The sequence below is a fragment of the Gemmobacter fulvus genome (assembly GCF_018798885.1).
Classification (GTDB): Bacteria; Pseudomonadota; Alphaproteobacteria; order Rhodobacterales; family Rhodobacteraceae; genus Gemmobacter; species Gemmobacter fulvus.
Map to the genome: position 1 here is coordinate 139778 of NZ_CP076364.1, position 25697 is coordinate 165474.

18 protein-coding genes are annotated in these 25697 nt (G+C 60.8%); 3 read left to right on the forward strand and 15 right to left on the reverse strand.

The features are described 5' to 3' along the window. Positions 1-49: 49 nt before the first annotated feature. The 12 genes from tnpB (KM031_RS20665) to KM031_RS20720 all read right to left on the reverse strand — a co-directional run bounded on the left by tnpB (KM031_RS20665) (position 50) and on the right by KM031_RS20720 (position 11643). Positions 50-235: an IS66 family insertion sequence element accessory protein TnpB gene (gene tnpB / locus KM031_RS20665; protein WP_215507579.1), complete on the reverse strand. Its 186-nt coding sequence runs from the start codon at positions 233-235 to the stop codon at positions 50-52. Next, positions 232-642, reverse strand: coding sequence for a transposase (locus KM031_RS20670; protein WP_260692076.1), 411 nt, complete (start codon positions 640-642; stop codon positions 232-234). Before KM031_RS20670 ends, tnpB (KM031_RS20665) begins: the two co-directional genes overlap by 4 nt. 272 nt (positions 643-914) lie before the next feature. Beyond that, a complete protein-coding gene (locus KM031_RS20675) occupies positions 915-3524 on the reverse strand; it encodes a DEAD/DEAH box helicase (RefSeq protein WP_215508003.1) in 2610 nt (869 codons plus the stop codon). After that, positions 3521-4594: a HamA C-terminal domain-containing protein gene (locus KM031_RS20680; protein ID WP_215508004.1), complete on the reverse strand. Its 1074-nt coding sequence runs from the start codon at positions 4592-4594 to the stop codon at positions 3521-3523. Before KM031_RS20680 ends, KM031_RS20675 begins: the two co-directional genes overlap by 4 nt. 465 nt (positions 4595-5059) lie before the next feature. Beyond that, positions 5060-5545: a DUF5615 family PIN-like protein gene (locus tag KM031_RS20685; RefSeq protein WP_215508008.1), complete on the reverse strand. Its 486-nt coding sequence runs from the start codon at positions 5543-5545 to the stop codon at positions 5060-5062. A gap of 9 nt (positions 5546-5554) precedes the next feature. Further along, complete coding sequence (locus KM031_RS20690) at positions 5555-6238, reverse strand: DUF433 domain-containing protein (RefSeq protein ID WP_215508009.1); 684 nt, start codon at positions 6236-6238, stop codon at positions 5555-5557. Positions 6239-6638: 400 nt separating this feature from the next. After that, a complete protein-coding gene (gene tnpC, locus KM031_RS20695) occupies positions 6639-8207 on the reverse strand; it encodes an IS66 family transposase (protein ID WP_215502983.1) in 1569 nt (522 codons plus the stop codon). A gap of 54 nt (positions 8208-8261) precedes the next feature. Continuing rightward, entirely contained in the window at positions 8262-8456 is a 195-nt protein-coding gene (gene tnpB / locus KM031_RS20700) for an IS66 family insertion sequence element accessory protein TnpB (RefSeq protein ID WP_260692135.1), read from the reverse strand. Positions 8457-8494: 38 nt separating this feature from the next. Continuing rightward, positions 8495-10585 carry a recombinase family protein gene (locus KM031_RS20705; RefSeq protein WP_035714956.1) on the reverse strand — a complete coding sequence of 697 codons (2091 nt, stop codon included), beginning with the start codon at positions 10583-10585 and terminating at the stop codon, positions 8495-8497. Beyond that, positions 10563-10766 carry a hypothetical protein gene (locus KM031_RS20710; RefSeq protein ID WP_035714909.1) on the reverse strand — a complete coding sequence of 68 codons (204 nt, stop codon included), beginning with the start codon at positions 10764-10766 and terminating at the stop codon, positions 10563-10565. Before KM031_RS20710 ends, KM031_RS20705 begins: the two co-directional genes overlap by 23 nt. Before the next feature lie 284 nt (positions 10767-11050). Further along, positions 11051-11236, reverse strand: coding sequence for an IS66 family insertion sequence element accessory protein TnpB (gene tnpB / locus KM031_RS20715; protein WP_215507579.1), 186 nt, complete (start codon positions 11234-11236; stop codon positions 11051-11053). Then, positions 11233-11643: a transposase gene (locus KM031_RS20720; RefSeq protein WP_260692076.1), complete on the reverse strand. Its 411-nt coding sequence runs from the start codon at positions 11641-11643 to the stop codon at positions 11233-11235. The genes tnpB (KM031_RS20715) and KM031_RS20720 overlap by 4 nt, the downstream gene beginning before the upstream one ends. Positions 11644-11793: 150 nt before the next feature. On the opposite strand from KM031_RS20720, the gene KM031_RS20725 reads away from it, so the two are divergent. Continuing rightward, on the forward strand, positions 11794-12426 hold the full coding sequence (locus tag KM031_RS20725) for a tyrosine-type recombinase/integrase (protein WP_215507625.1): 633 nt from the start codon (positions 11794-11796) through the stop codon (positions 12424-12426). 244 nt (positions 12427-12670) lie between these two features. Here KM031_RS20725 and KM031_RS20730 read toward each other — a convergent pair whose 3' ends face one another. Together KM031_RS20730 and KM031_RS20735 are read right to left on the reverse strand one after the other, a co-directional pair. Continuing rightward, complete coding sequence (locus tag KM031_RS20730; RefSeq protein ID WP_215507618.1) at positions 12671-14254, reverse strand: LA2681 family HEPN domain-containing protein; 1584 nt, start codon at positions 14252-14254, stop codon at positions 12671-12673. A gap of 122 nt (positions 14255-14376) precedes the next feature. Then, positions 14377-19242, reverse strand: coding sequence for an NACHT domain-containing protein (locus KM031_RS20735; protein WP_215507616.1), 4866 nt, complete (start codon positions 19240-19242; stop codon positions 14377-14379). 606 nt (positions 19243-19848) lie between these two features. Between KM031_RS20735 and KM031_RS20740 the strand changes: the two genes are divergently transcribed. Beyond that, entirely contained in the window at positions 19849-23364 is a 3516-nt protein-coding gene (locus tag KM031_RS20740; protein WP_215507615.1) for an NACHT domain-containing protein, read from the forward strand. A 370-nt stretch (positions 23365-23734) separates the two neighbouring features. Here the strand turns inward: KM031_RS20740 and KM031_RS20745 are convergent, their stop codons facing one another. After that, positions 23735-24397 carry a TetR/AcrR family transcriptional regulator gene (locus tag KM031_RS20745; RefSeq protein ID WP_215507613.1) on the reverse strand — a complete coding sequence of 221 codons (663 nt, stop codon included), beginning with the start codon at positions 24395-24397 and terminating at the stop codon, positions 23735-23737. Positions 24398-24531: 134 nt separating this feature from the next. Here KM031_RS20745 and KM031_RS20750 point away from each other — a divergent pair, with 134 nt between their 5' ends. Continuing rightward, positions 24532-25677 (forward strand): ATP-NAD kinase family protein, encoded by a 1146-nt coding sequence (locus KM031_RS20750; RefSeq protein WP_215507611.1) that lies wholly within the window; start codon positions 24532-24534, stop codon positions 25675-25677. Positions 25678-25697: the final 20 nt, after the last annotated feature.

A 25697-nucleotide genomic window follows, 5' to 3' on the forward strand; every position in this document is an offset into this window, starting at 1 on the left:
GCGTAGAACCCGCCCGTAAAGAGGGTGCCAAGGATATTCGATCCGCAAATCACGCAGTTGGTATGTGGAATGAAAGCCGATCACCACGTTTGGACCTGAAGACAACCATCACCCCCGCCTTGGGCGCAAAGCCCAACGCGGCATGCGCCATGGCCGCCAGCCCGTCATGTCCCTTGCGGAAGTCCACAGGCTTGGTCGCAATCACGATCCGGACGGCCTGATCCGGAAAGATCACAGCACCTTCCTCAACGCCGCCGCCAAGGCCGCCGCGCGGTCTGGACTGCAATCCGGCATCACATGCAGAACGACCCCACAGATCTCGACCCTGATCACGCCCGTGTCGGCCGACGCATCAGCCAATGGCTCGATCACCAGCGGCACGAAGGTCGGGGCCGTAGCGACCGGCACCACCAGTTCCCCTTTGCGCGCCTGACCACGCCATCCCGAAAGGTGCCGCGCAATCAACCCATACTTCGCCGCAACATCGCAGACCCGCGCGCCAGGCTGAAAACTCTCAGCCACAATCCGCGCCTTGAGATCATCCGGCCATCGCCGCCGCCCGGTCGGGCCATCAAGGATCTCGATCCGGGATACTTCCTTCGACCCACGCACCTCCATCCGGTGCTCGTTTTGGTGCTCCACGGCCAGCCTCCCGCAAACTCAGTTGCAGAACGGCATGCCCCAAGTCACATCAAGCCGAAACCACGGGGCCGGCGCACCGCTTACGATCGTATCGAGCCAAAGTATGGTGTTCCGTCCACCGGTGAAGCTCTGGGGCAGCGATGCGCGGGTTGTAGAGAATTACTGCAAACATGAACGCTATCTCAGCGCGGCCCTTAAGAGACCGGGGAATGCGCCCTCAATACCTACAGCATCGGAGCAAGAGTCGGCATCATCCGTGCCATCCTTTCTCCCTACGCTGCCAATTGGACAAGATTCAATTTCTTAAGTTCCTCGACGATCACTGGGCTCAACCCCAGGTCACGGACGTCGACCTTGGCCAGCCAAGAGCGGGCATCCTGGACCGATAGATTCGAATCTGGAAAATTCGGCTCAAGCGCGGAAGCAGCTATTCTAGACAGACCAAGCTCCATGAACGACCATCCGGATTTGGTCGCGACCCCCAGTTCTAGGGCGAGAGGGAAGTCGAAGATTTCGGCAATGCGGGCAGCGTTTCCCGTCTCCTGAAGCGCCAAACTCAATATGTCCACGTACGCTTTGCCGAGTTGAACGTACTGAAATCGTAGCACGTCCTCAATCATTTCGAATTCACGTCGGATGACTCCATTGACGTCGACATCACGCGGAGTCCGGACTCTGGCGTTGGGATTGGCAGCCTTTTCGGCCTCGTTTTCTGCAATCTTCTTAGCTCGCCTCTCCTCAGCCTTCTTCACCGCGATCGCAAGTAGCGCGGGATAGGGCAATCCCTTCATCCACTCCACCGCAGTACCCGCAGCGACCGCACCATACGCGTGCTGAACGTTGAAGACACAACGCTGGATTCTGAGAAAAATAGAGGCGTATCTCTTCTTTGAACCCGTGTCGTGCGGATTGACCGGAAACAACTCGTCGAACTCGCGCCCGGCAATCTTCGCCAACATGTTATCGTAGAGGCGACGGAGCCCGAAAGGATCGACGGTCCAGTTCGTCGCGAGCAATGAGAACGGCAGACTGATCGTCGTGTAAGCAGCGTTTGAAATCGCTACGAGCGAGTTTCGATCATCTGCCGAAAGTCCGCCAAGCGTCCGCTCAACAAATGGAGCGAGGTCGCCCTTCGCCGCCCTGGCAATTAATAGCCCTGCCGCCGATCGTACCCTGAGGCCCTCCTCGTCCCGCCGCCCGACAGTCGGCATATCGCCTGCCAACGCGCTTTGGACCCGACCGGATGCCTCAGTGACGGTTCTCCGGAAGGCGGGTTCGATGCTGTAGCCGACGAATCGATCCATCGGTTTTTCGGGCCAGTCCTGATAGTCGACGAGGAATACGTTACCGACGATATCCTTCCTCATCCTTCCAGCGCGACCGGCAAAATTCCACATCGCTGCAGGATCGAGCGCGTCGCCCGATCCTCGTTCCGGAGTGTCGATGAAGACGTTTCGGGCTGGCAGGTTGACGCCTTGAAACAGTGTCGTGGTGCAGGCCAAAAACTTAATAGCGCCCTGCTTGAAAGCGGCCTCCAGCGACTCTCGAAGGAGAGTGGGCATCCTGCCGTAGTGAAAAGCGACGCCCTTGCGGACCAGGTCGGCGAGGCTATAGCGCTCGTGGATATGTTTCTCGATGAATACGGCCAAATTCTCGAGTGACTTGTCCTCAACAACTTTGCATCCACGTGCGATTAGCGTAGCGACCGTTTCCGAGTCCTTCGGACCGGTCGAATAGACTAGGGAGCCGTCCTGCTGGCCCAGCTCGAGAACAACCGCGGCGAGACGGGTAGTTGGCAGATCGAAGCCGCGAGAACCTGTGAGGCGGCCGAGACTGTGCGTGCCCGTTTCGGTTAAGAGACTTAGCTCAAGTGTGTTCGGTACAGTGCTCTTGGTTACGACAATCCTGTTTTGGATAACCGAAGGCATCGATGAAGCGGCAATCTTCATTGCCTGCCTACCGATTGCTGCCCCAACTTCCCTGAAACCATCAGCTCCAGGGGCTAGCAATACAAGTCGCGTGCCGCCATTGCGGTCGAGTGCCTGCTCTAGGCACTCCTGAAGGATCATGCCACGAGAGCCGTCTGACATGTTCTGCGCCTCGTCGGCGACGATCAGATCGAAAACCAAGTCCGAGATTGCTAGCAGGACCTGGAACCGCTCCTGCGTCAAAATGAACACCTGCTTGGGTAGGTCCTCGGAATCGCGGCTGGGAACAGTAGATATCCGGATTCCAGGTTTTCCGTCGAGCCTGCGTTTTACGCTCTCGAAAACCTCCGACAGTAGGGCGCGAGTGGGTGCGACGTAGACCGCACAAAATTTGGACGCTGCCTCGACAGAGCGGCACATGTGTTCGATGACCAAGAACGACTTCCCGGCCGACGTCGGTGCGGTTATCGCTATCGCGTTTGCGTCGGGGAGGCTGTCCCACGCCTCCTTCTGAAAATCCGTTAGCGCGATCGGTTCGGCACCGACCTGTACGGTGTTCAAGGCTTTGGAGATCGATGTCCGCAGAAATTCTGTGAGGAAGTTTCCACCCGGCTCGGCCTTCCCGTGGTTGGCCGCATAGGTGACGGCCGGAAAGTTGCCGAGATCACTGAGTAGCCGAAGACTCCGGCTTCGGACATCCTCCCCGTGGTCCAAGAGCAGCATGTTCAACGCAATTGATTGCGCGAGATATCGGTATTTCGCGCTCTCTGTCTGAGAGAAGACGCCCGCGCAATAGAGCATCTTGAAGATCTCATCCTCGTCCAACGTCGGATCGAAATCCGTCATCGGCTGCGACAAAGTCTTTACAGCGGCGGCGCGCTGCAGCGAATTGTAGATTTCGTGGAATGCCTGATGGCTAGTCAGACGATTGGAAAGATCAAGTGCGAAACTCAAATCAAATCCCCCTCAAACTTCCCTGACAAGACCGCTTCAACTTGGTCGGCCGCCGCGGGCTCGTCCCCGTCGGGGCCGTCAATGACTTCCATTCCAGCGGGCAAGGGCACACCCATTTCTTGGTAGAAGCTCTTCCGCAGCACGTTCACATCCGGGACAGCTATATAGAACACCATGCATTTTCGCGGTGTGGCTCCGTTATTCTTCAGATGCTTCAATGCGACATCACGGTGATGACTATGTTCGGCTGCATAAATTGCGGTGAAATGCTTTTCGTGGACGTCGATCGAGCCGTCCGTCACGGACAACTTGTCCGCATACCTTTTCTCAGAATAGCAGATGACGCCGATATATCGCTCGCGACGATGAAGCTTCGGCTTTCCTAGGATGTCAAAATGATCGAGCGCCAGTTGGCGTTCCGGTTCGTTCAGAGCGTCGAGATTTCCGAGCTCCGAGACGATCTGGTACTCCCGCAAATACTGCGAGCGGTTAGAGAGAAAATTGGACGCCGACTCAGCGTAGTCCTTGGCTCCGCCGTTCGCAGTCTTGGCGAGCTTGGCCTCGAGGAAGTATATCGTGAGCGCACCGTTCTCATACTTTGCGTGCACGCCGTCCAGGCCGTGGACGGGCATGTTGGACGAAGTCTTCAAACCCATCTTGGCCACGACTTGGGAGGCGTCAAGGTAATGTTGGACAACGCAATAGGCGAGAACCTCAGCGACTTCGCTGGCTCTGCTAGGATTCTTCTCACTGAAGGCGATAAATGCATCGCGCGCAGCCTTGCCCACTCTCAGCATCGCCGATGGATCCTTTTCGGCTTCTTTCTTAAGCGCTAGTTGCCTGCGTCGAGGGAGGGCATAGTAGAAGCACTGTTCCCAGAGGAACCGGGCGAGGTCTTCGATTTTCGGGAGGTCCTCGTTGAACCTAACATGCAGCATAAAGGTCCGAGGACCGTCGCCCAAGGTGTCGATTGCATCAACCCCTGCGCAGACGAGATGCTCGTCAACCTTCGACGGATTCAACAGCGCATGAAGTGCCGCTATCAGAGAGCTATTTTCGGGGTCGCTCAAATGCCGGGTTCCGCAGTGATTCTCTTATCGAATACAAGACTTCGCGCTTAGCTTGAGAACTTATCTCAAAGGTTATACACGGTATCCACTTGTTTTGATGGTTTTCTCATTCAACCACGTTCGAGAACGTCAGATCGCCGCGACGTGACGCTCCTACAGGGAGTAGTTAGACCTTGGGCGGCCCATAGCCGCCGGTGGACCTCAACACATGCTGCGTGACCGTGCCCCCGGAAGCTGACGTTCGACCGGCCCTGCCGCAAAGTTTCGGCCACGAAAGTGACGATGCGGGACGAGGCCGCCGCTTGCAGCTGCCGCGCGACGACGCGCGACATCGCCCCCCGACCGATCTGCGGGCGGAGAGCCGCCCGACGGCAGAGCGAACGGCCGCTTCCCGCCCGGTCGACTTGCTCGGGATGGGCGGATCGAGGACGTCAAAGCTAACTCGGACTGAAGTAGATCAGACACTCATGCAGCAGGCGGCGGTGCATCCTCCTCATCGGCGGCTTGCGGGTTTGCGGCATCGAACAGGGCATGGTTCGCCGGAAAATCATAGCGTTCAACCTCGAGAAAGTCTTGCACCTCGACAAGCCAGACCTCCAAGATTTGATTTGTAAGATCGCCATCCTCTCCCAAGTCATCGAGTGCCGCACGGAAGAAGTCGATGTGATCCCCTCGCAAGGCACCGTTCGGGAGGTTCAAGCAAACAAGTCCAGCATGAAGCTCGATTCCGAGGTAGCAAGGCGCGTTTGAGTTGCTCCCCTCAGGCGGTCGAAAATCGTCCGAGTTGCGCGTGACTAAGGTCCAGTCCTCAGCAAGGATTCGCTCCATAAGCATATGATCCTTCCAACCGGTCATCCCGCGATGCGTCAGGTGAGCACTTTCGAGGTGTCCCGCCTCTACCGCCACCTGCGCCAGGTCGAGGGCAAGACACTCATCTATTAGAAACTTCACCGATGGCCCCTAGCTAACCTTACGGGTGTGCTTGCGTACGGATTTCAGTCGAAGTCTGTCAGACCGGTACGTGCTCCCGCTGATCGGTCGCCCCGTCCGCGGGTTGGCCTGCGCGTAGAGGACCGCCGCGTCCACCTTTTCTCGATCAATAGACGGGTAAATCTCAAGAGCCTCTTCCACACTCGCCCTGTCGACCACGTCGGCAACTTCATAAGCGCCGATCCGTGTTCCGGCGATTACGGGAATGCCTCCTCGGATATTCGGATCGCTCGCGATGTCCGCGCGGGACCGGCGGAGCGTGTTCCAACTGCTATTGACGTGCAGGCAATGAGACGTCATGTCCACCGAAAGTGCGCTGTCTAGAACGAAGAAGAACGCGTTGGGGCCTGCGCTGCATGGTGCATGGACCAACGGCGTCCTCGAAGAGTTGACCTTCTCAACGAACATATTCCAGACTTTGTACCGAGCTTTCGGTGCCAGAAGCTTGCCAGTGTCTTCATGGAACTTCACAAATACGCAGAGGTCCAAGTCCAGCATGCGCCGCCCTGAGACCCGGTCTACGGCCCAAAGCGAGTCGAAGTGGCCATCATCAAGCAGGCGGTTGATGTGAGTCTTTTTGACGCCGGTAACCGCCTCGGCTTCACTGATCGTAAGCCTATCGAGGCGAGGTGGGGCGCCGCTGAGCGTTTCCATGACAAACCCTTCCGAATTTCCGGATGCGTTTAAGATGCGCCTCGGCCGCTCTAAATTCAAGATGAAGTATAGCGGGTGATCAGGAAGTGGCCCTAGCACTTGGTCACCGTTGACATCGAGCGGACTCACGACCTGAGGGGCAGGAGCAACTGAGCTTCGCATGAATGGCCGCCTTCTCCAGGTTTGCTGAAACTGCCATCCTGCAGTGCCGCCAGTCGGCTCGCCGCCCGTCAAGGGACCCGGGTTGGGTGATCGCTGCGTCTCGCGCAATTGGCCGCTTTCCCAGGCATGCTGCGGCCGCCATGCTGCGACGCCATCAGGCCGCTTCCCGCCCGCGAGATAGAACAAAACGACTCAACGCTCCATGTTACGTAAGCGGTGCGTGATCCCCGTCAGGCTTTCAGCTTGACGGCTTTTGGAAGGCCCAGGGCATGAGGTCGTCGATGCGCGCTGCGGGGTGGCCGTTGGCGATGGCGGTCAGGGTTTCGCGCAAGTAGGCGTAGGGATCGATGGCGTTCAGCTTGCAGGTCTCAATAAGCGAGGCCAGGCGCGCCCAGGTTCGGCCGCCCTCGTCATGACCGGCGAACAGCGCGTTTTTACGATTGAGGGTTAGGGGTCTGATGGTATTTTCGACCGGGTTTGTATCCATCTCGACGCGGCCATCGGACAGGAAGATCTGCAGGCCATCCCAGTGCCGGTGGATATAGCCGAGCTTCTCGCCCAAGCGGGATTTGGCGGAGATCCGGCTGCGCTGGTGGGTCAGCCAAAGGCGGAAGTCGGCAATCAGCGGGGCCGATCGCGCTTGGCGGGCCGCTAGGCGCTCCTCGGGTGAGCGTCCCCGGACGCTGGCTTCGATCTTGTAGATCTGGGCGATGCGGCGCAGGCCTTCGGCGGCGATCTCGGAGCCGTCCTTTTGATAGATGTCATGCAGTTTGCGCCGGGAATGGGCCCAGCAGTAGGCCAGCGTCAGGGGCATGCCGCCCACGCGCTTTGGTTCGGCCAAGGCGTCATAGCCGGTATATCCATCGACCTGAAGAATGCCCTCGAAGCCTGTCAGGATGTCCATCGCATGGCGGCCATGGCGCCCGGGCGCATAGGTGAAGACGACCGCGGGCGGATCGCCTCCACCCCAGCCGCGATCATCGCGGGTCACCGCCCAAAGGTAGCCGGTTTTGGTTTTGCCCGCCTTGGGATCGAGGACCGGTGCCCGGGTCTCGTCCATGAACAGGCGGCCGGATCGCTTGAGGTGGACCAACATCCGGTCAACGACCGGGGCCAGATGATAGGCTGCTACGCCACACCACTTTGCCAGGGTTGACCGGTCCAGATCCACGCCGCCCCGGCCATAGATCTGGCATTGGCGATAAAGCGGCAAGTGATCCGCATATTTGGAGACGGCGACATGGGCGAGCGTGCCCTCGGTCGGCAAACCGCCTTCGATCAGCCAGTTGGGCGTGTCGGCCTGTATGATGCCTGCGTCGCAACGACGACAGGCATAGCGGGGGCGAATGGTGACGATGACCTGGAAGCGGGCAGGAACGATGTCGAGACGTTCGGCGCGGTCTTCGCCGATCGTCACCATGTCGGTGCAGCCGCAGGGACATATCTTCTGCGCGGGTTCGATCACCTGCTCGATGCGCGGTAGGTGATCTGGCAGATGGCCAAGGTTGCGTTTGGCTGCCGGACGCCTGGGCCTGCCATCGGCATTGCGCTCCGCCAGCGCTGCCCGCGCGGCCTCGGCTTCGGCGACCGCCGTTTCCAGATCCTCGAAAGCCAGCTGGCGCTCGTCGGGTGCCAACTGCTCGGACCGCTTGCCGTAAAGCGCATGGCGCAGCTCGGCGATCAGGTAATCCTGACGTTCGGTCTGCGCCTCCAGCCCGGTGACCTTGGCCTGCATGGTCGCAAACGCCTCACGCACGGCGGGCGGAAGGCTGTCCATATCAAAGGGGAGATCGGCGGGCGCAGGCATGGCTGTTTATACCGCGTGCCCCCAGGATTGCCCATATTTACAAGGCGATCCGAGTCACTCTGTCGCGGGGGGATGCGTCGGCCTGGGCGCATGGATGCGGCGCCAGTCAAGCCCTGCAAACAGCGCCTCGAACTGCACCCGCGACAGCCGCATGACCCCGTCGCCAACCTTTGGCCAGGCAAAGCCGCCCTGTTCCAGTCGCTTGTAGATCATCACGATCCCACTGCCGTCCCAAAACAGAACCTTGATCCTGTCGCCCGATCACGTTTCATAATGCATCTCCTCCTTCAGAATCCGGGTAGGGTCATGGACCTGTCTGCAATCTTATCAAGCGCTTGCCTTGGCCTGCGCGCGGCTATTTCCTGCAAGCCTATCCGAACCGCCTCGGTTTCGAGCGCGGCCAGCGGTATTTTCCATGGGGCGGAATACAGGATCTGTGTCGCGGGGAGGATCTGCGCGCGGATCAGTTTGTGGACAGATGCCACGCAGACGCCGAGCCGCTTGGCGGCAGCATCGACGCTCACGGTCTTCTCCTCCTCGGCCTCGGGATCATAGGGTGGGATCGCGAGCCTGTCGCGCAATTCAGCCACGCGGACGGTCGTCCATGTCTCGTCATCCTCAGTGCGGCAGCGCATCCGGTTGAGGGTCACGGCAAGTTCCCTGTCTGGCCAGTGCCCGCCAAGTTTGCGCAAGATGTCGGCAGCAGTGCGCTTTGGCCCCGGTGGGAAGCGACCGGTTCGGCGCCGGGCCAGCCTGACCTCGGTGTGGCGCCCGCCGATCCAGTGAATGAGCAGAACGAAGGCGTTCTCCGCCTGATCGATGTCGATCACCACTTCCTCGATCAGCAGGCGCACCAGTCGCTGCCGCGCGCGGGCATCGGTCCCGGCGGCATTCCATGCCGAGGGCAGGTCGGTGGCGAGCCGCAAGAGGACATCAGGATCGACCCCGGGCCTCGCGATGAGTTCTGCGCCCAAAGCGGCAAGTTTTTGCTCGACCGAGGCCACCCGCTCCAGGGCTGCGTTCCACCGCGCCTCCAGCGTGCGCGCAACATGCCGTTTGGCGGGATCGACATGCTCATATCGCCGCTCGGCCAGTTCCGCGGCGTATCGTGCCTCATCAAGCTCCTTCTCGACAGCAAGCCGCACCACCTCCTGTGCCCGGGTGGCCTGCTGTCCCGCCAATAGGGCAGCCTGCACGGCGCGGCCGGAGACCGCTTCGAGCAGTTGGCCGGTCACGGCCGCATCGATGCCGCCCCCGCCCGCACCGATGCAGAGCCCAGCCCCGACATGGCTGTCATCGCCCCGACATTGGTAACGATGGGACAGGTCGGTCCCGGTCTTGTAAAAGACCCGCATCATCCGGCCGCACCTTGCGCAACGCGCCATGCCGCTCAGCAGCGCCTGTCCGCCGCGCCCGGATTTGCGGGCCGTTCGCTTTTGCATATGCGCGTTCTCCCCCAGCAGGACGCGGTTCTCCTCATAGGCCTGCCAGTCGATGTATCCTTCGTGATTGCTCTTGATCAGCACGCCCCACTCCTCGATCGCCCGGTGATGGCCGCTGGTCTTGCGCGCCTCGCCCTCGACCACCGCCATCCGATTACCGGTCCGGCCGAAGGCATAGGCACCAGCGTAGACCGGATTATGCAGCACCTGCATCACGCTGTGATAGGCAGGCTTGCGCCAAGCGATCTTGCGCAGGGCACCGTTGCGCAGGACCACTGGCAGATGGACATCGGCCGCGCGCAGCCACAGGAACACCTGGCGACCGCTGCCAAGCTCGCGGAACTTGGCGAAGATCAGGTGGATGGCCTGCCGGACCCGCTCATCAGGATCCATCTCAATCCTGTCGTCCTCGCTCCAGCAGAACCCAGGCGGCAAGGTAAAGCGGAGTTCTCCCCGCTTCGCCTTCGCATCGCGGGCCGCCAGCCCACGTTGCCGCAGAAGACTGAGTTCGTATTCCGACATGGTGCCCTTCAGCCCCAGCAGCAGTCGATCATTCATTTGACGCGGATCGTAGACCCCCTCCGGGTCAACGACCAAGGCCCCCGTCAAGGCGCAGAGGTCAATCAGATGATGCCAGTCCCGGCCATTACGGGAAAGCCGCGAGGCTTCGATGCAATAGACCGCCCCCACCGTCCCGGCACAGACTTCCGCGACCAGACGCTGGAAGCCCGGGCGGGCAATCAGACCAGAGCCGGAGCGTCCCAGATCCTCATCGATGACCCGGACCTCGGCGAAGCCGGTGTCGCGGGCGGCTTCGGCCAGCTGGTATTGCCGCTTCTGGCTTTCGAGATTCCCGAGCACCTGAGCCATCGTCGACTGGCGAACGTAGACGAGTGCGCTGCGGGCAAGGTGCTCAGCGGTGATCTTTGCGTGCATCATGACCTGCGCCCTCCGCAATCTTGCCCGCCGCCATCAGCAGCAGGTCTGCCAATGCCTCCAGGATCGCCGGTGTCGCGGGCGCGGCCGGGGGGCGGTTCGGGCTGTCGTTCAGGTCCAGGCAGAGCTGACTCGGCGTCGCTTGCTTTTGTTGCGAGAGGGGTCGGGGTCGGCAGGGCATGCGTATCCTCCTCGGGAATCGATCCCCCACAGGATGACGCAAGCTGACCGTGACGCATTAGATCGAGTGTCTGTGCAAGCGACCGCAAGGCTTCGAGAGCAACAACCGGCGGGCCGCTTTCCATGCGTGCGCAATAGGCGGCATCGCACATCCAGGGGGGCAAAGTCCGGAAGAACCCCTGCCGTTCCTCGACCAGCACAGAGTCCGATCCGTGCCTGCGTCCCCCATCGCGCGCGCGTAGAACCCGCCCGTAAAGAGGGTGCCAAGGATATTCGATCCGCAAATCACGCAGTTGGTATGTGGAATGAAAGCCGATCACCACGTTTGGACCTGAAGACAACCATCACCCCCGCCTTGGGCGCAAAGCCCAACGCGGCATGCGCCATGGCCGCCAGCCCGTCATGTCCCTTGCGGAAGTCCACAGGCTTGGTCGCAATCACGATCCGGACGGCCTGATCCGGAAAGATCACAGCACCTTCCTCAACGCCGCCGCCAAGGCCGCCGCGCGGTCTGGACTGCAATCCGGCATCACATGCAGAACGACCCCACAGATCTCGACCCTGATCACGCCCGTGTCGGCCGACGCATCAGCCAATGGCTCGATCACCAGCGGCACGAAGGTCGGGGCCGTAGCGACCGGCACCACCAGTTCCCCTTTGCGCGCCTGACCACGCCATCCCGAAAGGTGCCGCGCAATCAACCCATACTTCGCCGCAACATCGCAGACCCGCGCGCCAGGCTGAAAACTCTCAGCCACAATCCGCGCCTTGAGATCATCCGGCCATCGCCGCCGCCCGGTCGGGCCATCAAGGATCTCGATCCGGGATACTTCCTTCGACCCACGCACCTCCATCCGGTGCTCGTTTTGGTGCTCCACGGCCAGCCTCCCGCAAACTCAGTTGCAGAACGGCATGCCCCAAGTCACATCAAGCCGAAACCACGGGGCCGGCGCACCGCTTACCATGTTACTATAGCGCCTGTCGGATCATCCGAAGTCAGGGTGGGCTTGGGGGCAGGAGGTATCGCCATGTCCATCGATTTTCTGCCCGCCCTGCGGCCTGACCACCCAGCCTGGAACAAAGGGCGCATCATCGGCCAAAAGCGTCCCCTGCAGCCAAAGCATGTCTGGTCTATCCGTGTGCGCCTTGAGATGGCGGACAACCTGCGCGATCTTGCGCTGTTCAATATGGCTATCGACAGCAAACTTCGCGGCTGCGACCTCGTCTGCCTGAAAGTCCGCGACGTCTTTGCTGCAGGGAGAGTGAAGGAGCGCACCTCGGTCACCCAGAGCAAGACGGGTAAGCCTGTTCGTTTCGAGATCACTGAAACCACAAGACAATCCCTCGAGCGTTGGATCGCTGATCCCGAGATGCTCGGGCTGGAGTATCTTTGGCCCAGTCGCTTGCACCACAGCGCGCATCTGTCGACGCGGCAGTACGCCCGCATCTTGCGTGACTGGGTGACATCGATTGGACTTGAGCCGAGCGCTTACGGGACACACTCGATGCGCCGGACGAAGGTTGCGCAGATCTACAAGAAGACCGGCAATCTGCGGGCCGTGCAGCTATTGCTCGGTCACACGAAAATGGACAGCACTGTCCGATATCTCGGCGTAGACCTAGACGACGCGCTGACGCTGTCTGAGGGGATAGACTTGTAGCGATAAGCCGGTCGGCGGGTTCTCTGCCGGCCGGCCCTTAGCCGCCGGTCAGCGCCGAAGGATGCTGGGATGCTGCTTTGCCGCATTCTCCAAAGCGGCCCTTCGAGGAGTGACGCAGCAAAACACTCGGGGCATGGTAGTGATGCGCCCCATCCCGGCCGTGAGGCGGCGCGGTAGAGCTCCCTAGAAATTGCCGTTCGCTGGGGATCCAGATACCTCAAGTTGATGAAGGCAGGCGGCACCACTACCAGCCAGGGTCGCGCCGCTTTCGTCTTTCCTCAAGCCCAATTAGAGGCATCGAACCAATCAAAAGTTTAGTGCCGCCGTCGTTTTTCTTGCGCTCCTCGACGCCAATAGCAAGCGCCAGTTGAATCAGTGCTGCCCTTGCGATTTTCATAACTCGAAGCGCTTTAGCTTCGAGCAGATCACTGTCGATCGACAGGCAAAAGCAGTTGGATGCAGGCGAATCAAGCATCAGATTCCATGCCCATCCCTCATGAACCTGCAGATATTTATGCTCGAGGGCGTTGCGGATATCGTGCAACTCACGAGCGTCCGCCGCGGTCGTACGCTTGAGCTCGTCGTCGAACAGTTCCTTAGACAACCAGTAAAGGCCGCGCAGCGGCCAGTTAGGATATTTCTTGAAGCCATCCAGCAGACGCGGCTTGCCCTCTACCATCCAGACATTCTTGAAGTTTATGCGGTCTGCGATCTTACCAAGCTTCCAGACATGGTCAACGAGGAACGCCACCTTGTCGAGCAACGAGTAAGAGATGCGATAAGCCGTGCGGACGCGCTCAATCGCTAACGAATGTGCAGGATAGTCGAGCGTATCGAACAAACGCACTCCGCGATCAGAGAAATGAATCTTAGTGCTGTTCAAACCCTCGTAAAGCATAAACCGTGCCGAGGCGTATTCTTGTTTCATCTGGTTGAAGAAGCCAATCACCGGCGGCGGAGTAAAGGCGCCGGACCGATCATCAAACGCCTCCATGATTGTCGGCAGCACGAGATCGTCTATTGCCGCCACCGAGAAAGCGCCGAGATCGTTCAGTGGGTTGAGGAAGAGCCTGCGGTCCAAGCACCAACGCCGATAGGCTCGCTCGGCCTTGCTGCGCCCAAGATCCGTGCCATCAAGATCCTGTAAGGCGCGTATGCGATCCAGATCGGCCGCGGCGGCATACTCGGCCGCGGTCGCTGCAAACTGCCGTCGCAGGACGGTCTGATTCTCGCCTTCGTAAATCGCGTCTGGTGCGAGCGCCGCCGCGAAACCGTCATGAGCGTGCAGCAGCAGGATCGCCCGTTCACGATCTTGCTCCAATAGCCCGGCGTAGTGTTTGAGGCCGAATCCGCGGTTTGCCAACGCCATCGCAAAATTTGGGAGGATCGACAGCGCCTTGTCCCAGCCCTCGATCGCGTCAACAAAGCGCCCCCTGGTGTTTAGCTGATTTGCCCGATTGGTCAGGATCTGGCAGCGGCGGACGATGTCCAGCTCGGCGAAGCCGGGGTGTGCGCTGGCGCGGGAGAGTGCCAAGATCTGTTGTTCTCTCTCGGGATGCTCCCAATCCCAAGAACCACGTTCACCTGCCGACACTTCTTTGGCGCTCCAGGCGTTTGCGCGAAAATACTCGATAAGAGCGCCTTGCCTGGGGGCCAGCTCCCGCCTCTCCAATTCGTCTAGCAGATAGAGCGCACGTTCGACACCGCGCGGGAACTTCGCATCTAGTGAAGTGTCGATTAAGATCGCGATATGATCGAGCGCGGCGTCGGTATTCAGCTTGGCGATCGAGCGCTGGCGTAGATTTTCCAGTTCCGCCGATGTCGGCATATGTTGTCCCTTGTTTAGCCTGATCGGTGTGTGAAAAGGCCTTCGAAAGCGACCGTTCACTTCATTTCTCGCAAGTCCAGCAGGCTGATTAGATCTTTCGCAATCCCGTAGGCAGGGCATTGTCAGCGAAGCAGGTCCGGGAGTTCGTAGAGCAGCTTCAACGCGTCCGACCAACCGACGTCGGAGAATAGGCGTAAGACCTCGACGAGCGCGGAGCGGCGCGTGTCATCCTCGAAGATTGAGCGGTGATCGGCAATGTAGCGGGTGATCATCCGCACGATGACCGGCGCGGCAAGGCTCTCGTGATGATAGCCCTCCCGCGCAGCCGGGCCTGTCAGCAGCGCATGGAGCGAGTCGAACACGCTTGATGGATCACCGGGGATCAGAAACTCATAAAGTTCGACGAGATGATGGTGCGTCGAAGGTTCGTGCGACGCCGCAAGCAGTGCGAGCATCGGGCGATAATCGACAAGGAACCGGCGCATCGTGTCGGGGGACATGAGCCCGACGGGCGCTTCGCGACTGTCGGCATGCGCGCCCGAGCCGAAATAAAGCTGATTCATGAGGTGGCCGATCACCGTCTCTGCCGCTTTGTAGGTGGCGATGGCGGCCTCGCGCTCGGCGCCCTCGACGGTCCCGCCCGTCACCGCGGTATGGCTGGCTTCTACCGCCGCCGAGCACGCCTCCAGGATGACCATCGCCGCATGTTGCGAGCGATTGGAAAACCCGACGTCGCGCTCCTCGCCATCCGCATAGCGGGCGAAGAACGCGCCACGCAGCGTCGACAGGAAAGAGGTGAGGAACTCGCGGTGCGCAGCGGGGTCACCGACCCAAGCCCTGAGCCATTCGAGCGCGATGGCCTCTTGCTGCCCGCACCAGAGCTGCGCGGTCAGGCCGCCGAGTTGTTCGGCGACGTTGTCGCGACCGGGCTTGTCGTCGCGCTCGATGACATCGCGGCGGGCACGGACGATCTCGATGATCGCCTTGCACTTCTCGGCATCGTTCCAGGTGAAGCGCGGGATCACATAGTGAAGGAAGGCGCTGAGCACGCCGGGGTGCGGCTCGTCACGCGCAACGCGTTCGGCCAGCGCCCACATCTTGTCGGGCGCGGTGCGGCTCAGAACCTGCAGGCTCTGCGCCGCCTGCAGGCGGACCTGCGGTACCGGGTCTGCGAGGATCGCGTCGAACATGTCGACGATCTCGCTGTGATCCTCACCGAACTGGTCAGCGAGCGAAACATAGGCGTCGGCCGCATAGACGCGGACGTCCCAATTGCTCCAGCTTAGACTGGAATCTTCGTCTTTCTCCCGGGTCTCCGGGAAGCGGCTCGCCCAAAGCCGCCGCAACACGGCGAGCAGTTCCTCGACCGGCGGCATGCCATCGACGCCGGGCACATAGGCTGCGGCACCTGCGATGCGCTGGAGCGCGTTGCTTATATTCCCCCAGACCGGCTGTTCGACCTTCGCATGCAGCGTATCAGTATGGGCGTCATAGAAAGTGATCATGGCCAACACTTCCGCCCAAAGCTCGGCGAGCTCCACACTGTCGCAGGCCAAGGGCGTGGTCCCCACTTTCTCGTAGAGCGCCTCAGATTGCGACAGCATCTGCGCATCGATACCTTCCTCGACATCGACGCCTTCACTGGCGAGCAGGCTGCGCGCAGCCCCACGCGACGACCCCGATCTGATCGACATCGAGTATGTTGGGGGATTGCCGGCCAGTTCCTTCGCCGCTGCCAGTTCCTCGCGCAGCGCTCGCATTGGGTCGGTTGCAATCGCGTTTACGTCGACCAGCGACAGGAAGCGGCTGAGGACGCTACGCCACCAACGCTGTTCGGCTTCACCTGTAAATAAGCCGGCCTGCAACGCCTCGGCCTCGAACGAGGCCCGCTCGGAAATTGACCGGGATGAATAGGCTGCGGCCAGAAAGCGCACTGAATAACGGACGATGTCGCCATGCGCTAGCATCGTGATGTTGCAAGCGAACGGCCACAAGACGTCAGAAGTCTCGCTGACGCGCTCGGAGCCGACGCCTAGGATCCGGGTCCACACCGCCGGACTGGCATAGTTAATAGCGGCCGCATCGACAGTTTCTGAAAAGTTGAAAGGCGAGCAGCCGCGCAGATGCGCCACTAGCTGCACGAGCACTTCGTCATCCCGGTGGCCGTCGATATTCTCGGCATCGTCCCAGGGCTCATACCCATATTTGTATCCAAGCAGATCAAATGCTGCATGGCCGGCGACTGCAACCGGCCTGCGCCCCAGACCCAAGGGCTGTGCGCGATCGGTGTCGCCGAGTGATGCCTCGACAATCGCACGCGTGCCGAGCGGAACCGAAAGCTCAAGAAGAGCTGTGATCCGCCGGGCCAGGTGGTAGCGGCAGTGGCGATAGTCTTGTCGACGGTTGGAGGAGAGCGGCATGATCCGGCTCGCCTGCCCTCCCATCAACGAGGTGCTGTCGTCGGTGATGTCACGAGAATAGAATACGCGGTAGATTTCGATCGCAAAATCACCGTCGGCCCGCGCGATTGGCATGATTTGCTCGGCTACCCAGGTCGCCTCCTTGTCTGCATGGGCCGAGAAATGCGGGTCGCGGAGTATCCGATCGAGCAACGCACGCGACGCGGCGGGATCGGCGGCGAAGCTCTTGCCGACGAAACGGATCGCGCTGGTCGCCGTCTGCTGCATTGGTGGATCGGTAGCCCAGGCGAAGTCGAGAAGCGCACGCGCGGTGCGGTTGAACACTTCAAGTAACACAGGCTCGGCGAGATCGCGCTTATCGAATAATGTATGGAGCAGGAAGCGTGTCGCATCGGAAAGATCGCGCGAGCCCGCCTTGATCGCGGCGTCGGCGACCATCGCCCAAGCAAGCGCTTCGTCCGATCCGATACTGCCGGCCGCATCGACTGCCAGCCCAACAAATCGGGCAAGTCGCGAAAGCATAGTTGCCAGCGCGTTATCACTCGAGCGAGCCGCGATCAGCTCGACCAGCCCCGCGATATCGGTCTGCGTCGCCACGCGCTCAATCGCGGTACGAAGCGCAACATTGGCAAGCACCGGATCGACCGCCGGATCGGCGTAGATGCCGGCGACTAGGCGCCAGATATGCACCTTGCCTTCGGCATCCTGGCGCCAGAGCCGCTCGATCGCGAATCGCAGCGCCGGCGCAAGCATAAGCGCGATTGAGCTGTCGCCGCCGAGTTGGGAAATCAACCGAGCGGGATCGTCCCACTCTAGAAAGAAGCGGCCCGCGACATGGTCGAACAGCACATGATGGGCGAAGCTGACGAGATCGCCGGACTCGGCGAGCACGCCGGTCCGAATGACCGCATCCAGCTGATCGTGCCCTACGATTACCTTGCGCACGGCGAGCCGGCGCCGCTCGACCATCTCGCTGACCGTCGCGGCCGCAGCCCGACGCGCGGGTGTGTCGACAAGCCGGCGATCCTCATAAGCGTCGATCAGGTCGGACTGAGTGGCGACCGTGCGGATACTGTCGGGGCTTGCCCCATCGGCGAGCAGTTGCGCGGCGAGCGAGAGGTTGAAGAGATTGCGCAGCAGGTCGCGTAGTTTGTCGGGCGCAGCAGCAATCAACACGCCAAGATCTTCGGCAGCGATGCCTACAGCGTCAAGATCATCGTCCACGAGCCGTGGCACTTGGAAATGCCGGACGTTGACCAAGCCCGTCTCCGTATAGGCCGGATCAGGTGGCGTACCAGGCATGGCATCCCGGAACCGACGACCATTGCGCAGATCGAACGTGCGGATCGAGGCGATGACGGTCCAGTCCGGCGCCGATACTCCCAGAACCTCGATCAACTGAGCGAACACGCCTTCTGCCGGACCGCCGCGCGCGGCATCCAGTGCATCGATGATGAGCAGCTTGCGTCCCGAGCCGGGCGCGGCGGCGAGCACCTCGGTCAGCGGGTGCGCCAACCCCAACTCGGACTGGAGATTGGCAGCAATGGCAACGCCCGGGAAGCGATCAACCGAAAGGAATACTACCGTATCGCTCGCTGCGCGGCGCGCCTGCGCCAACGCAACCAGCGCGCCGGTCTTGCCAGCCCCGGGCTCACCGGTGACGATCAGCGAGCCTGTATCGGCCGCCGCGGCAAGTGGCCCGTCGCTGACCCTCGTGATCGGAATGCCACCGGCGATCGGCAGGTGCGTATGTCCAGCTAGGCGCGCAAGCTCGGTCTCGCACGCGGTCGACAGACGCTCAAGATCGGCGGTGTAGTCGGCGGCCCCAACGTCATTGTGGCCAAGCCGACGAAGCTCGCGCAGGAGTCCAGCGCGATGAGCGGGCGCACCATTACCAATCATACCTCGGATGATACCCTTCAACTCCCGCAAGGGCGCATCGCCAACGGCTTCGGAGCCATAGAGACGTGTGCCCAGCAGTCGTGATGCTTCGCGCCAGTTGTCATCGCCCTCGTTCATCGAGAAACGTACGATGCGGAACAGCCTAGCCATCATCACCAGTTCGTCGTCGGTCGGCGGGACAGCTGAATGCGTTGCCCATGCCGTCCGCGCATGCATCGCGAACAGATCGAGCGCGTCGCGCTCTGCCGAAGACCGCCCGGCCTTGGTGGTTGCCCAGCTACCGCCAAGATCGAACGCGCGGCAACCTTGCTCCAGCGAGTCAAGCGTGCGCGGAGCATTGGCGGCAACCGCTAGGACGGCACGAACCTTCTTCGGATCGACCGGAACGCCCGTGGCGCGGGCATCGACCATGACACGAACGAGTTGGCTGATGGTCTTGCCTAAAGGGCTCTTGGGACTAGCAGCCAGCCCGGCACTGGTCTTGCTCTGCAGGTCGATGCGGCTGGTGTCGTCCTGCTCCAAGCGGATGTCGTCGAGCCCATCGCCGGTTTCGAGTTGGATCGAGACCGGCAAGGTGGCAATTCCGAGGCCGAAACGTCCGCCGATCGGCATCCGCGCCAGCAGATGGGCGGCAAGCCAAGTGCCGACCTCGGCTTGGAAGTCCATTCCGGCTTCGGTTGCACGCCCCCCTGCGTGCATTCTGGATGTCGGTGCAGTTCCGCTAGCCAATTGCCGTCCACTCTCGAGAAATAGCGTTGCTCAAAGTATTGTTGGAACAGGTAAAATCTGCAACGTAGCAATCTACAGAAAATTAGGCCGCGTAGGGCAGCTCGGACATCTTGTGAAATCATCGAGCTTATCGGATCATCCGAAGTCAGGGACGGGCTGGAGGACATAAGGTAACACGATGCCCGCCGGCCATTTTCCTGCGATGCGGTCTGAACGTCCCGCTTGGAGCAAGGAGCAAATCATTGGCCAGAAACGCACGCTACTGCCGAAAGTCGTAGACCTGCAGTTTAAAGGCCAGTCAGAGGGGTTCCTAGCAGTCGGCCCAAAAAATCTACCGTTCGACTTGCCGAAACTGCAGCGTGTGGCTTCTCGAAAGTAACCGCTCGCTGGCCGCAGCATAACACTAAACCCAATATCTCAAGTGCGGACCGTATGACTACCGGAGCCAGTTGCTCCAGCCCCAATGCGTTAACTCGCAGCTTAATGTTTGCCGTTTGTTCTAACCCTGATATCATGGGCAGGCGGGAACATGAAAGGACGTATGTGACGGAGACCGGCGGTTCGGCCACACAGGCCGGTATATTCTATCAGAACACAGTCGCCGCACTCGCGCTGGCCGATCTTCTTGATCTCGACCAACTGAGCGCTCGCGAACGCCTTCTCGAAGTGCGCGTCGAATCCACCGAGCATGTCGATGACATCGTGCTGTGCTTCGCCGACGGCCATCGAGATTTTCAGTCGGTCAAGCTCAGCCTGCGCGTTCAGAATGGCGCTTGGACCGCACTGTGGCAGAGCCTCCATGCCCAGCTTCAGTCCGGCTTTGGGCCCGTCGACCAGCTGACCATCGTGGTCGCCGAGCGCAATGCCGCAAGTGATGCAGTAGCTCAGCTATGCGAGCGCGCCGCAACGGCCGTCGATCAGGCCGGATTCGTTGGACGTCTGGCCGACGCGCAAAGTCGTGCATTGGCCAGCATTGAGAAGATCACGGGCGGGGCGCAGTCCGCTTTCGAACTGCTGCGCCGGATGCGCTTGCTCCACTTCGCCCAAGACTCCATCGAGAGCGAGCTCGGGCGCCGGCGGCTGACGGGCGCATCGCCATCGCTCCCCTCGTTGCTGCCGATCTTGCGCGATATCGTCGGCGGTGCTGCCCGCCGGCGCGGCCTCTTCCGCCCCGCATCGCTTCGTCGTCGCCTGAAACTCGAACACGACCTGCTCCTCGGCGAGCCGCCGGAATGGGGCCTAGCCGCCTTTCGGACGGCCACCAGGCAGATAGCGCGGCTCACGATACCGGGAACCTCAGTTTCGGGGACTGCCGAGGATATGTTCGTCTGGCCTCGCGCCCGCACCTTAGACACCTCAAAACGAACCGACTTCGAGAGCGAGAATCCGGAACAGTCCGGAACCAGCGAAGAGGTCGGGATCGATCTCCGAACCTTCCCGACCGATCAGTTCGACCGCGTCGTCGTCGTAGCTGGACCCGGCCATGGCAAGTCGGCACTTCTGACGACGATTGCGGGTCGGCTCGCCGCCGGTCCGCTTGTGCCCGTCGCCGTTCCGCTGGCGTCGCTGGCGGCCGCTGCTACCGGCGTCATCCAGTTCCTGCGCACCACCATGAGCACCGAACTGGAAATCAGTGCCGACTGGGAGCGACTCGCCGAACAGGGCCTGCTGGTCCTGCTCCTCGACGGTCTCGACGAAGTGCCCGCGACGAGCCGACCACAGCTGATGCGGCGGATTACGAACTTCTCGGCGCGTTATCCGCAATCGCCCTGGATTCTAACCGTTCGCGACGCGGCCGTGCTCGGCGACCTGCCGCAATCGGCGATCGTCGAGCTGCTTCCGCTCAGCGACGGCGACATCGAACGCTTTGCCGCGACGATGCGTGACCGGCTCGGCAGTTTGCAGCCGTGGCAGGTGGTACGTAGGCTGAAGCTTTACCCCGACCTCGATCGACTGGCTCGCATTCCGCTGTTTCTGATGATGCTGCTTGCGACCACGGACATCAATGATCCTAGGCCGTTGACTCGCTCTGACTTGATCGAGAGCTATCTGGCGATCTTATTTTCGCCGGGGCGCTCAAAGGCGACCGGCGCGTCCGACGACCGCAGCGTCATCCTTCGAGCGATCGCCGAAACTCTCGCATTCGAGCGGCTCGAGAAGCAGGAGATTGGCGCGACCGAGCGCGAGGTGCGCGCGGTAATCAACCGCTTTGTGTCAGACGTCGCCGAAGCCGACGTGCTATTCGAGCAGCTGCGTACCAACGGTATCCTCCGCCCGCAAAGTGCCATTCGCCTGCAATTCCCTTATCCGATCGTGCAGGAATATCTGGCGGCACGGCATCTCATCGACAAATATCTCGACAGCCTCCACCAGCGGATCGAGGATGCCGTCCAGCGGCCTTGGGCGCAGGTGATCCAGTTCGCACTCGAACTTGCGCCAGATCCCGAGCCGGTGATCGAAGCCATACTTCTACGTGACGACGATGCCTTTGCCACGGGCCTGCGTCTAGTTGGCCGGTGCATCGCCAACGGCGCAATCGTGAGCGAGACGCTCCGCCTCGACGTCGCCGAGCGTCTTGCTGCATTCTGGGTCCAAGCTCCATCGGACGCCCGCGAACGCGTGGGCCGAGTTCTTGCCGATGGCTTCTGGCACGTCGCGTCGCCAAAGCTGGAAGCAGCACTTCACCACCGCTGGCTGCTTGACCAAGGTGCCGGGGATATCCTGAGCAAGCGTAGTGATCGGAAGCTGACGCTCAGCGTATTGCAAGGGCTCATCGCAAAAGCTCGCAACAGCACGGGTATTCACCACAGCTTCAAATACGCATTGCGGGCAGCGGGTGACGACGCGCTTCAGGCAATCATCAATGCGATGAATCCCGACACTGCGGATGCCGACGTCGTCAGCGATATCTCAGGACTGTTCTGGAACTTCGATACTGCCTCTATATCGCCTGCGCTCGCGCTGAAAGTGGCACGCGATGAGCGTTTGCCGTGGCAAGCGCGATTTCGCGCTTATCTTCTGGCCGGTGCACCTCTTGAGAACGCCGGCGTAGAATTGGCGATCAAGGGGATCGAGCAGGCGGACTGGGACCGCAATTACGCGGCACGCGATCTCATTGGCGTTCATGCCGACCCGTCGGCATTTTTCGAACAGCTGCTCCGCTCGCCCACCATTCCGCTCGACCGTCGGGTCGAGCTTGCCGCCAGCATCGGGCACCACATCGAAGATCATAGTGAACGTAGAAGGCTTGCACGAATCTTGGTCAAGGATAACTCAATAGACCTTGAGGTTCGTATCGCGCTGCGGTTGATGGAAGCGCGGTACAGCGATGCCGAACAGTTCCGCTCCTTGGTTGATGACATTCCATCATTACCTGCGCAACACGTTGCTACAACAATCGCGCTGTTCGGCCACTATCCCGACCCAGCTCTAGCTGAACATGCCGCGGTACTGACGCGCGCGCGCGCTCAAAGCAACGCGGATATCGTAAGGATCGCAAATTCCGTGACGACCGGGATGCGCAGCATCTTCGAAATGGACTGGGGCTTTGGTGGTCTTATTCGGGCCGCGCCGCCGCACCCTGGCATTTTGCCGTGGATCGAATTGCTCGAAGATTGGTGTGATAGGGCGGATCTTACCCCTGCGGAAAGGATGCAAGTCCGTACCGCTGCGGTCGGCCTTGGCTCTGAACCGATGGCCGCAGCGCTCGAACGTGACCTACTTGTGATCGATGATTTTGACGCCGAAGTCTGGACCACGGATGATGAATATGGGCACACAATCAGCCATGTGCTTCACCAACTTAAGCGGCGTCTTCGCGAACTGCCCGACGATTTGGTCGAACGGCTGCTTCGCTCTAAGCGCTACAACATAGCCAGGTACGCCGTCCAGGCGCTTGGCGATCGGGGTGACAATCAAGCGCTCCGGAGGCTTATCGAAGCGCACCGCGTCATTCCCGAATGGAGCTTGCGTGATGTGGCCGCCAACCAGATCGAACAGTTGGCGGCCCGCCTCCAGATCGTTGTGCGAAAAGACGGATCTAGCTATCGGATCGACTGAGGTCACCCGGACGGCAAGTTCCCTGACGACCCGCCCGTCACGGGTCGCGGGGAAGGATGATCGCTGCACCATGAACGAACGACCGCTTTCCCAGGCTCGCTGCGGTAGCGATGCCGCGCCGCCGTCAGACCGCTCTCCGCCCTTCGCGTTGATGTCGTCGCGACCGGCCCTTTGCCGCCGCTTGTTGAGCGCCGCTGCTAGCGACGCAGCATTCTCAAGATCGGTCGCTCAGACTTGCCGCAGCGAGGTAGTTAACTCAGCAACGGCCTTACGGCACACGAAACACCAGATGTCGAACCACTCTGCGACGGTAAGCCCGGTACGCCCAGAATCGCATGACCAAGACGGCCACCCTACCGAAAACCTGACCCTAGCGCTGCGCACGTTTCACATTGGCGAACCGGCCATCGGAATCGAACTCCACCACCATTGTCTTCGGAACAGGGTCCAGCAATCCATTCAAGAGCGCCGGAAAGCTTGCCGCGACCCGTTGCGAAGCCCTTTGAGGGTCGTCAGAATTGGCGACCCAGATCGAGGCACCCAGAGCTGCCGAACTGATGATGTTTGCAGTCGATTCCGGGTCAAAGTTGTTCGTTGACAGTACTCCCTCGTCAGCCAAGGCCTCCAGTTGCTTTAAAGTGTTTCGAATGCACGATCGGTGAATTCTCCACTGTGATGGGTCTCCCAGGACCGCGGGCCCGTCCAGAAGGACTATGCGCTGGACCTCGGGCTCGGCGGCCATCATGACGTAGGTCACAATCGAGGAAACGAAGGCATCCCAACTGCTTTCGGCGTGTTGCGACATCTCACTTCGGCGCGTGTCCATTTCTTCGTCGATCTGTTCGATGACCGCTTCTAGCAAGCCCGGCTTCCCTCCGAACTGGTGATAGAGGGCGCCCCGCGTAACACCTGCTGCCGCAACAATTTCTTCCATCGGCGACTCCGAATAACCGCGCGACGAAAACATGGCTCGGGCCGCATGCATCAACTTGGCTCGTGTTTCCGCCATCGACTCCGCTCTTGTCAGTCCCATGAGTTCTCCTCTTCGCGATTTCACATACATAATGAATGTGAGTTGACATACGAAATGTTTTTCAGTTATGACCATAACCACGATCGGTCCAGCGGAGCAAGGCCGCGCCGTGGTCTTGGGGAAGGAAGAAGGCGATGGACATTCAGCGTCAGCAGAGCTCACACGGGATCGTCGGTCCGACGCTCGGACTCATTGTGAACCCCTTCTCGGGACTTGGGGGATCGGTTGGGCTCAAAGGTTCGGATGGGTTCGAGACGGTGCAAGAGGCTCTGCGACGCGGGGCGGTGCCACAGGCTAACCGCAAGGCGGGGCAAGCGCTGCAGGCGATCAGGAACGACTTGCCACAGCTTAGGATCGTTACCGCCGACGGCGCCATGGGGGAGTGGGTCGCACAGGGTGCAGAGGTCATTCACCGCCCGGATGCCACTCATACAACCGGCAACGATACGACCGCCGCCGCGCAGGCCATGTCTAATCACGCCGTGGATCTGATCCTCTTCGTCGGCGGGGACGGAACCGCGCGCGACGTCGCCGCCGGGACAGCCTCGAGCATTCCGATCCTGGGAGTGCCGGCTGGGGTGAAGATGCATTCCTCCGTTTTCGCGAAAACTGCGAAGAACGCGGGCCGACTTGCAGCGCTGTTCTTGGCTGGAAGCCGGGATGTGACCCTTCGCGAGGCCGAAATCATGGATCTCGATGAAGAACTGATACGTCAGGACAGGGTGTCCGCGCGCCTCTACGGTCACGTCCGCAGCCCCTACCTTGAGCGCCTGTCTCAGAATGCCAAGGCCGGTGCGCGCCCGGGCGAAGAGGCGACAGCCGATGCGATCGCGCGCAAGGTCGTTTCGGACATGCGTCCCGGCTGCCTGTATATTCTGGGGCCCGGTACAACAACGCGTCGCGTCGCCATGGTGCTCGGCCTGGGGGCCACTCTGCTGGGAGTGGATGCTGTGGTGGACGGCAAACTCGTCGGCCAGGATCTGGATGAGCGCGGGATTCTCGATCTGATGCAGGGCCGCGAAACCTGGCTGGTCGTCGGCGTCCTCGGCGGTCAGGGCAGCCTGTTCGGCAGGGGCAACCAGCAGATCAGTGCCGAGGTCATCCGCCGGGTCGGGCGTCAGCGCATCATCGTCATGGCGTCGGTCCAGAAGCTGATCGCGCTCGGCAACCAGCCGCTGAGCGTCGATACGGGCGACGACGCGGTCGATACGATGCTGACCGGCCATCTGCGCATTCAGACCGGACCAGATCAGCAAACGATATTCGCGGTCCAGTCGTGACCGCCGAGAGACACGTCAAA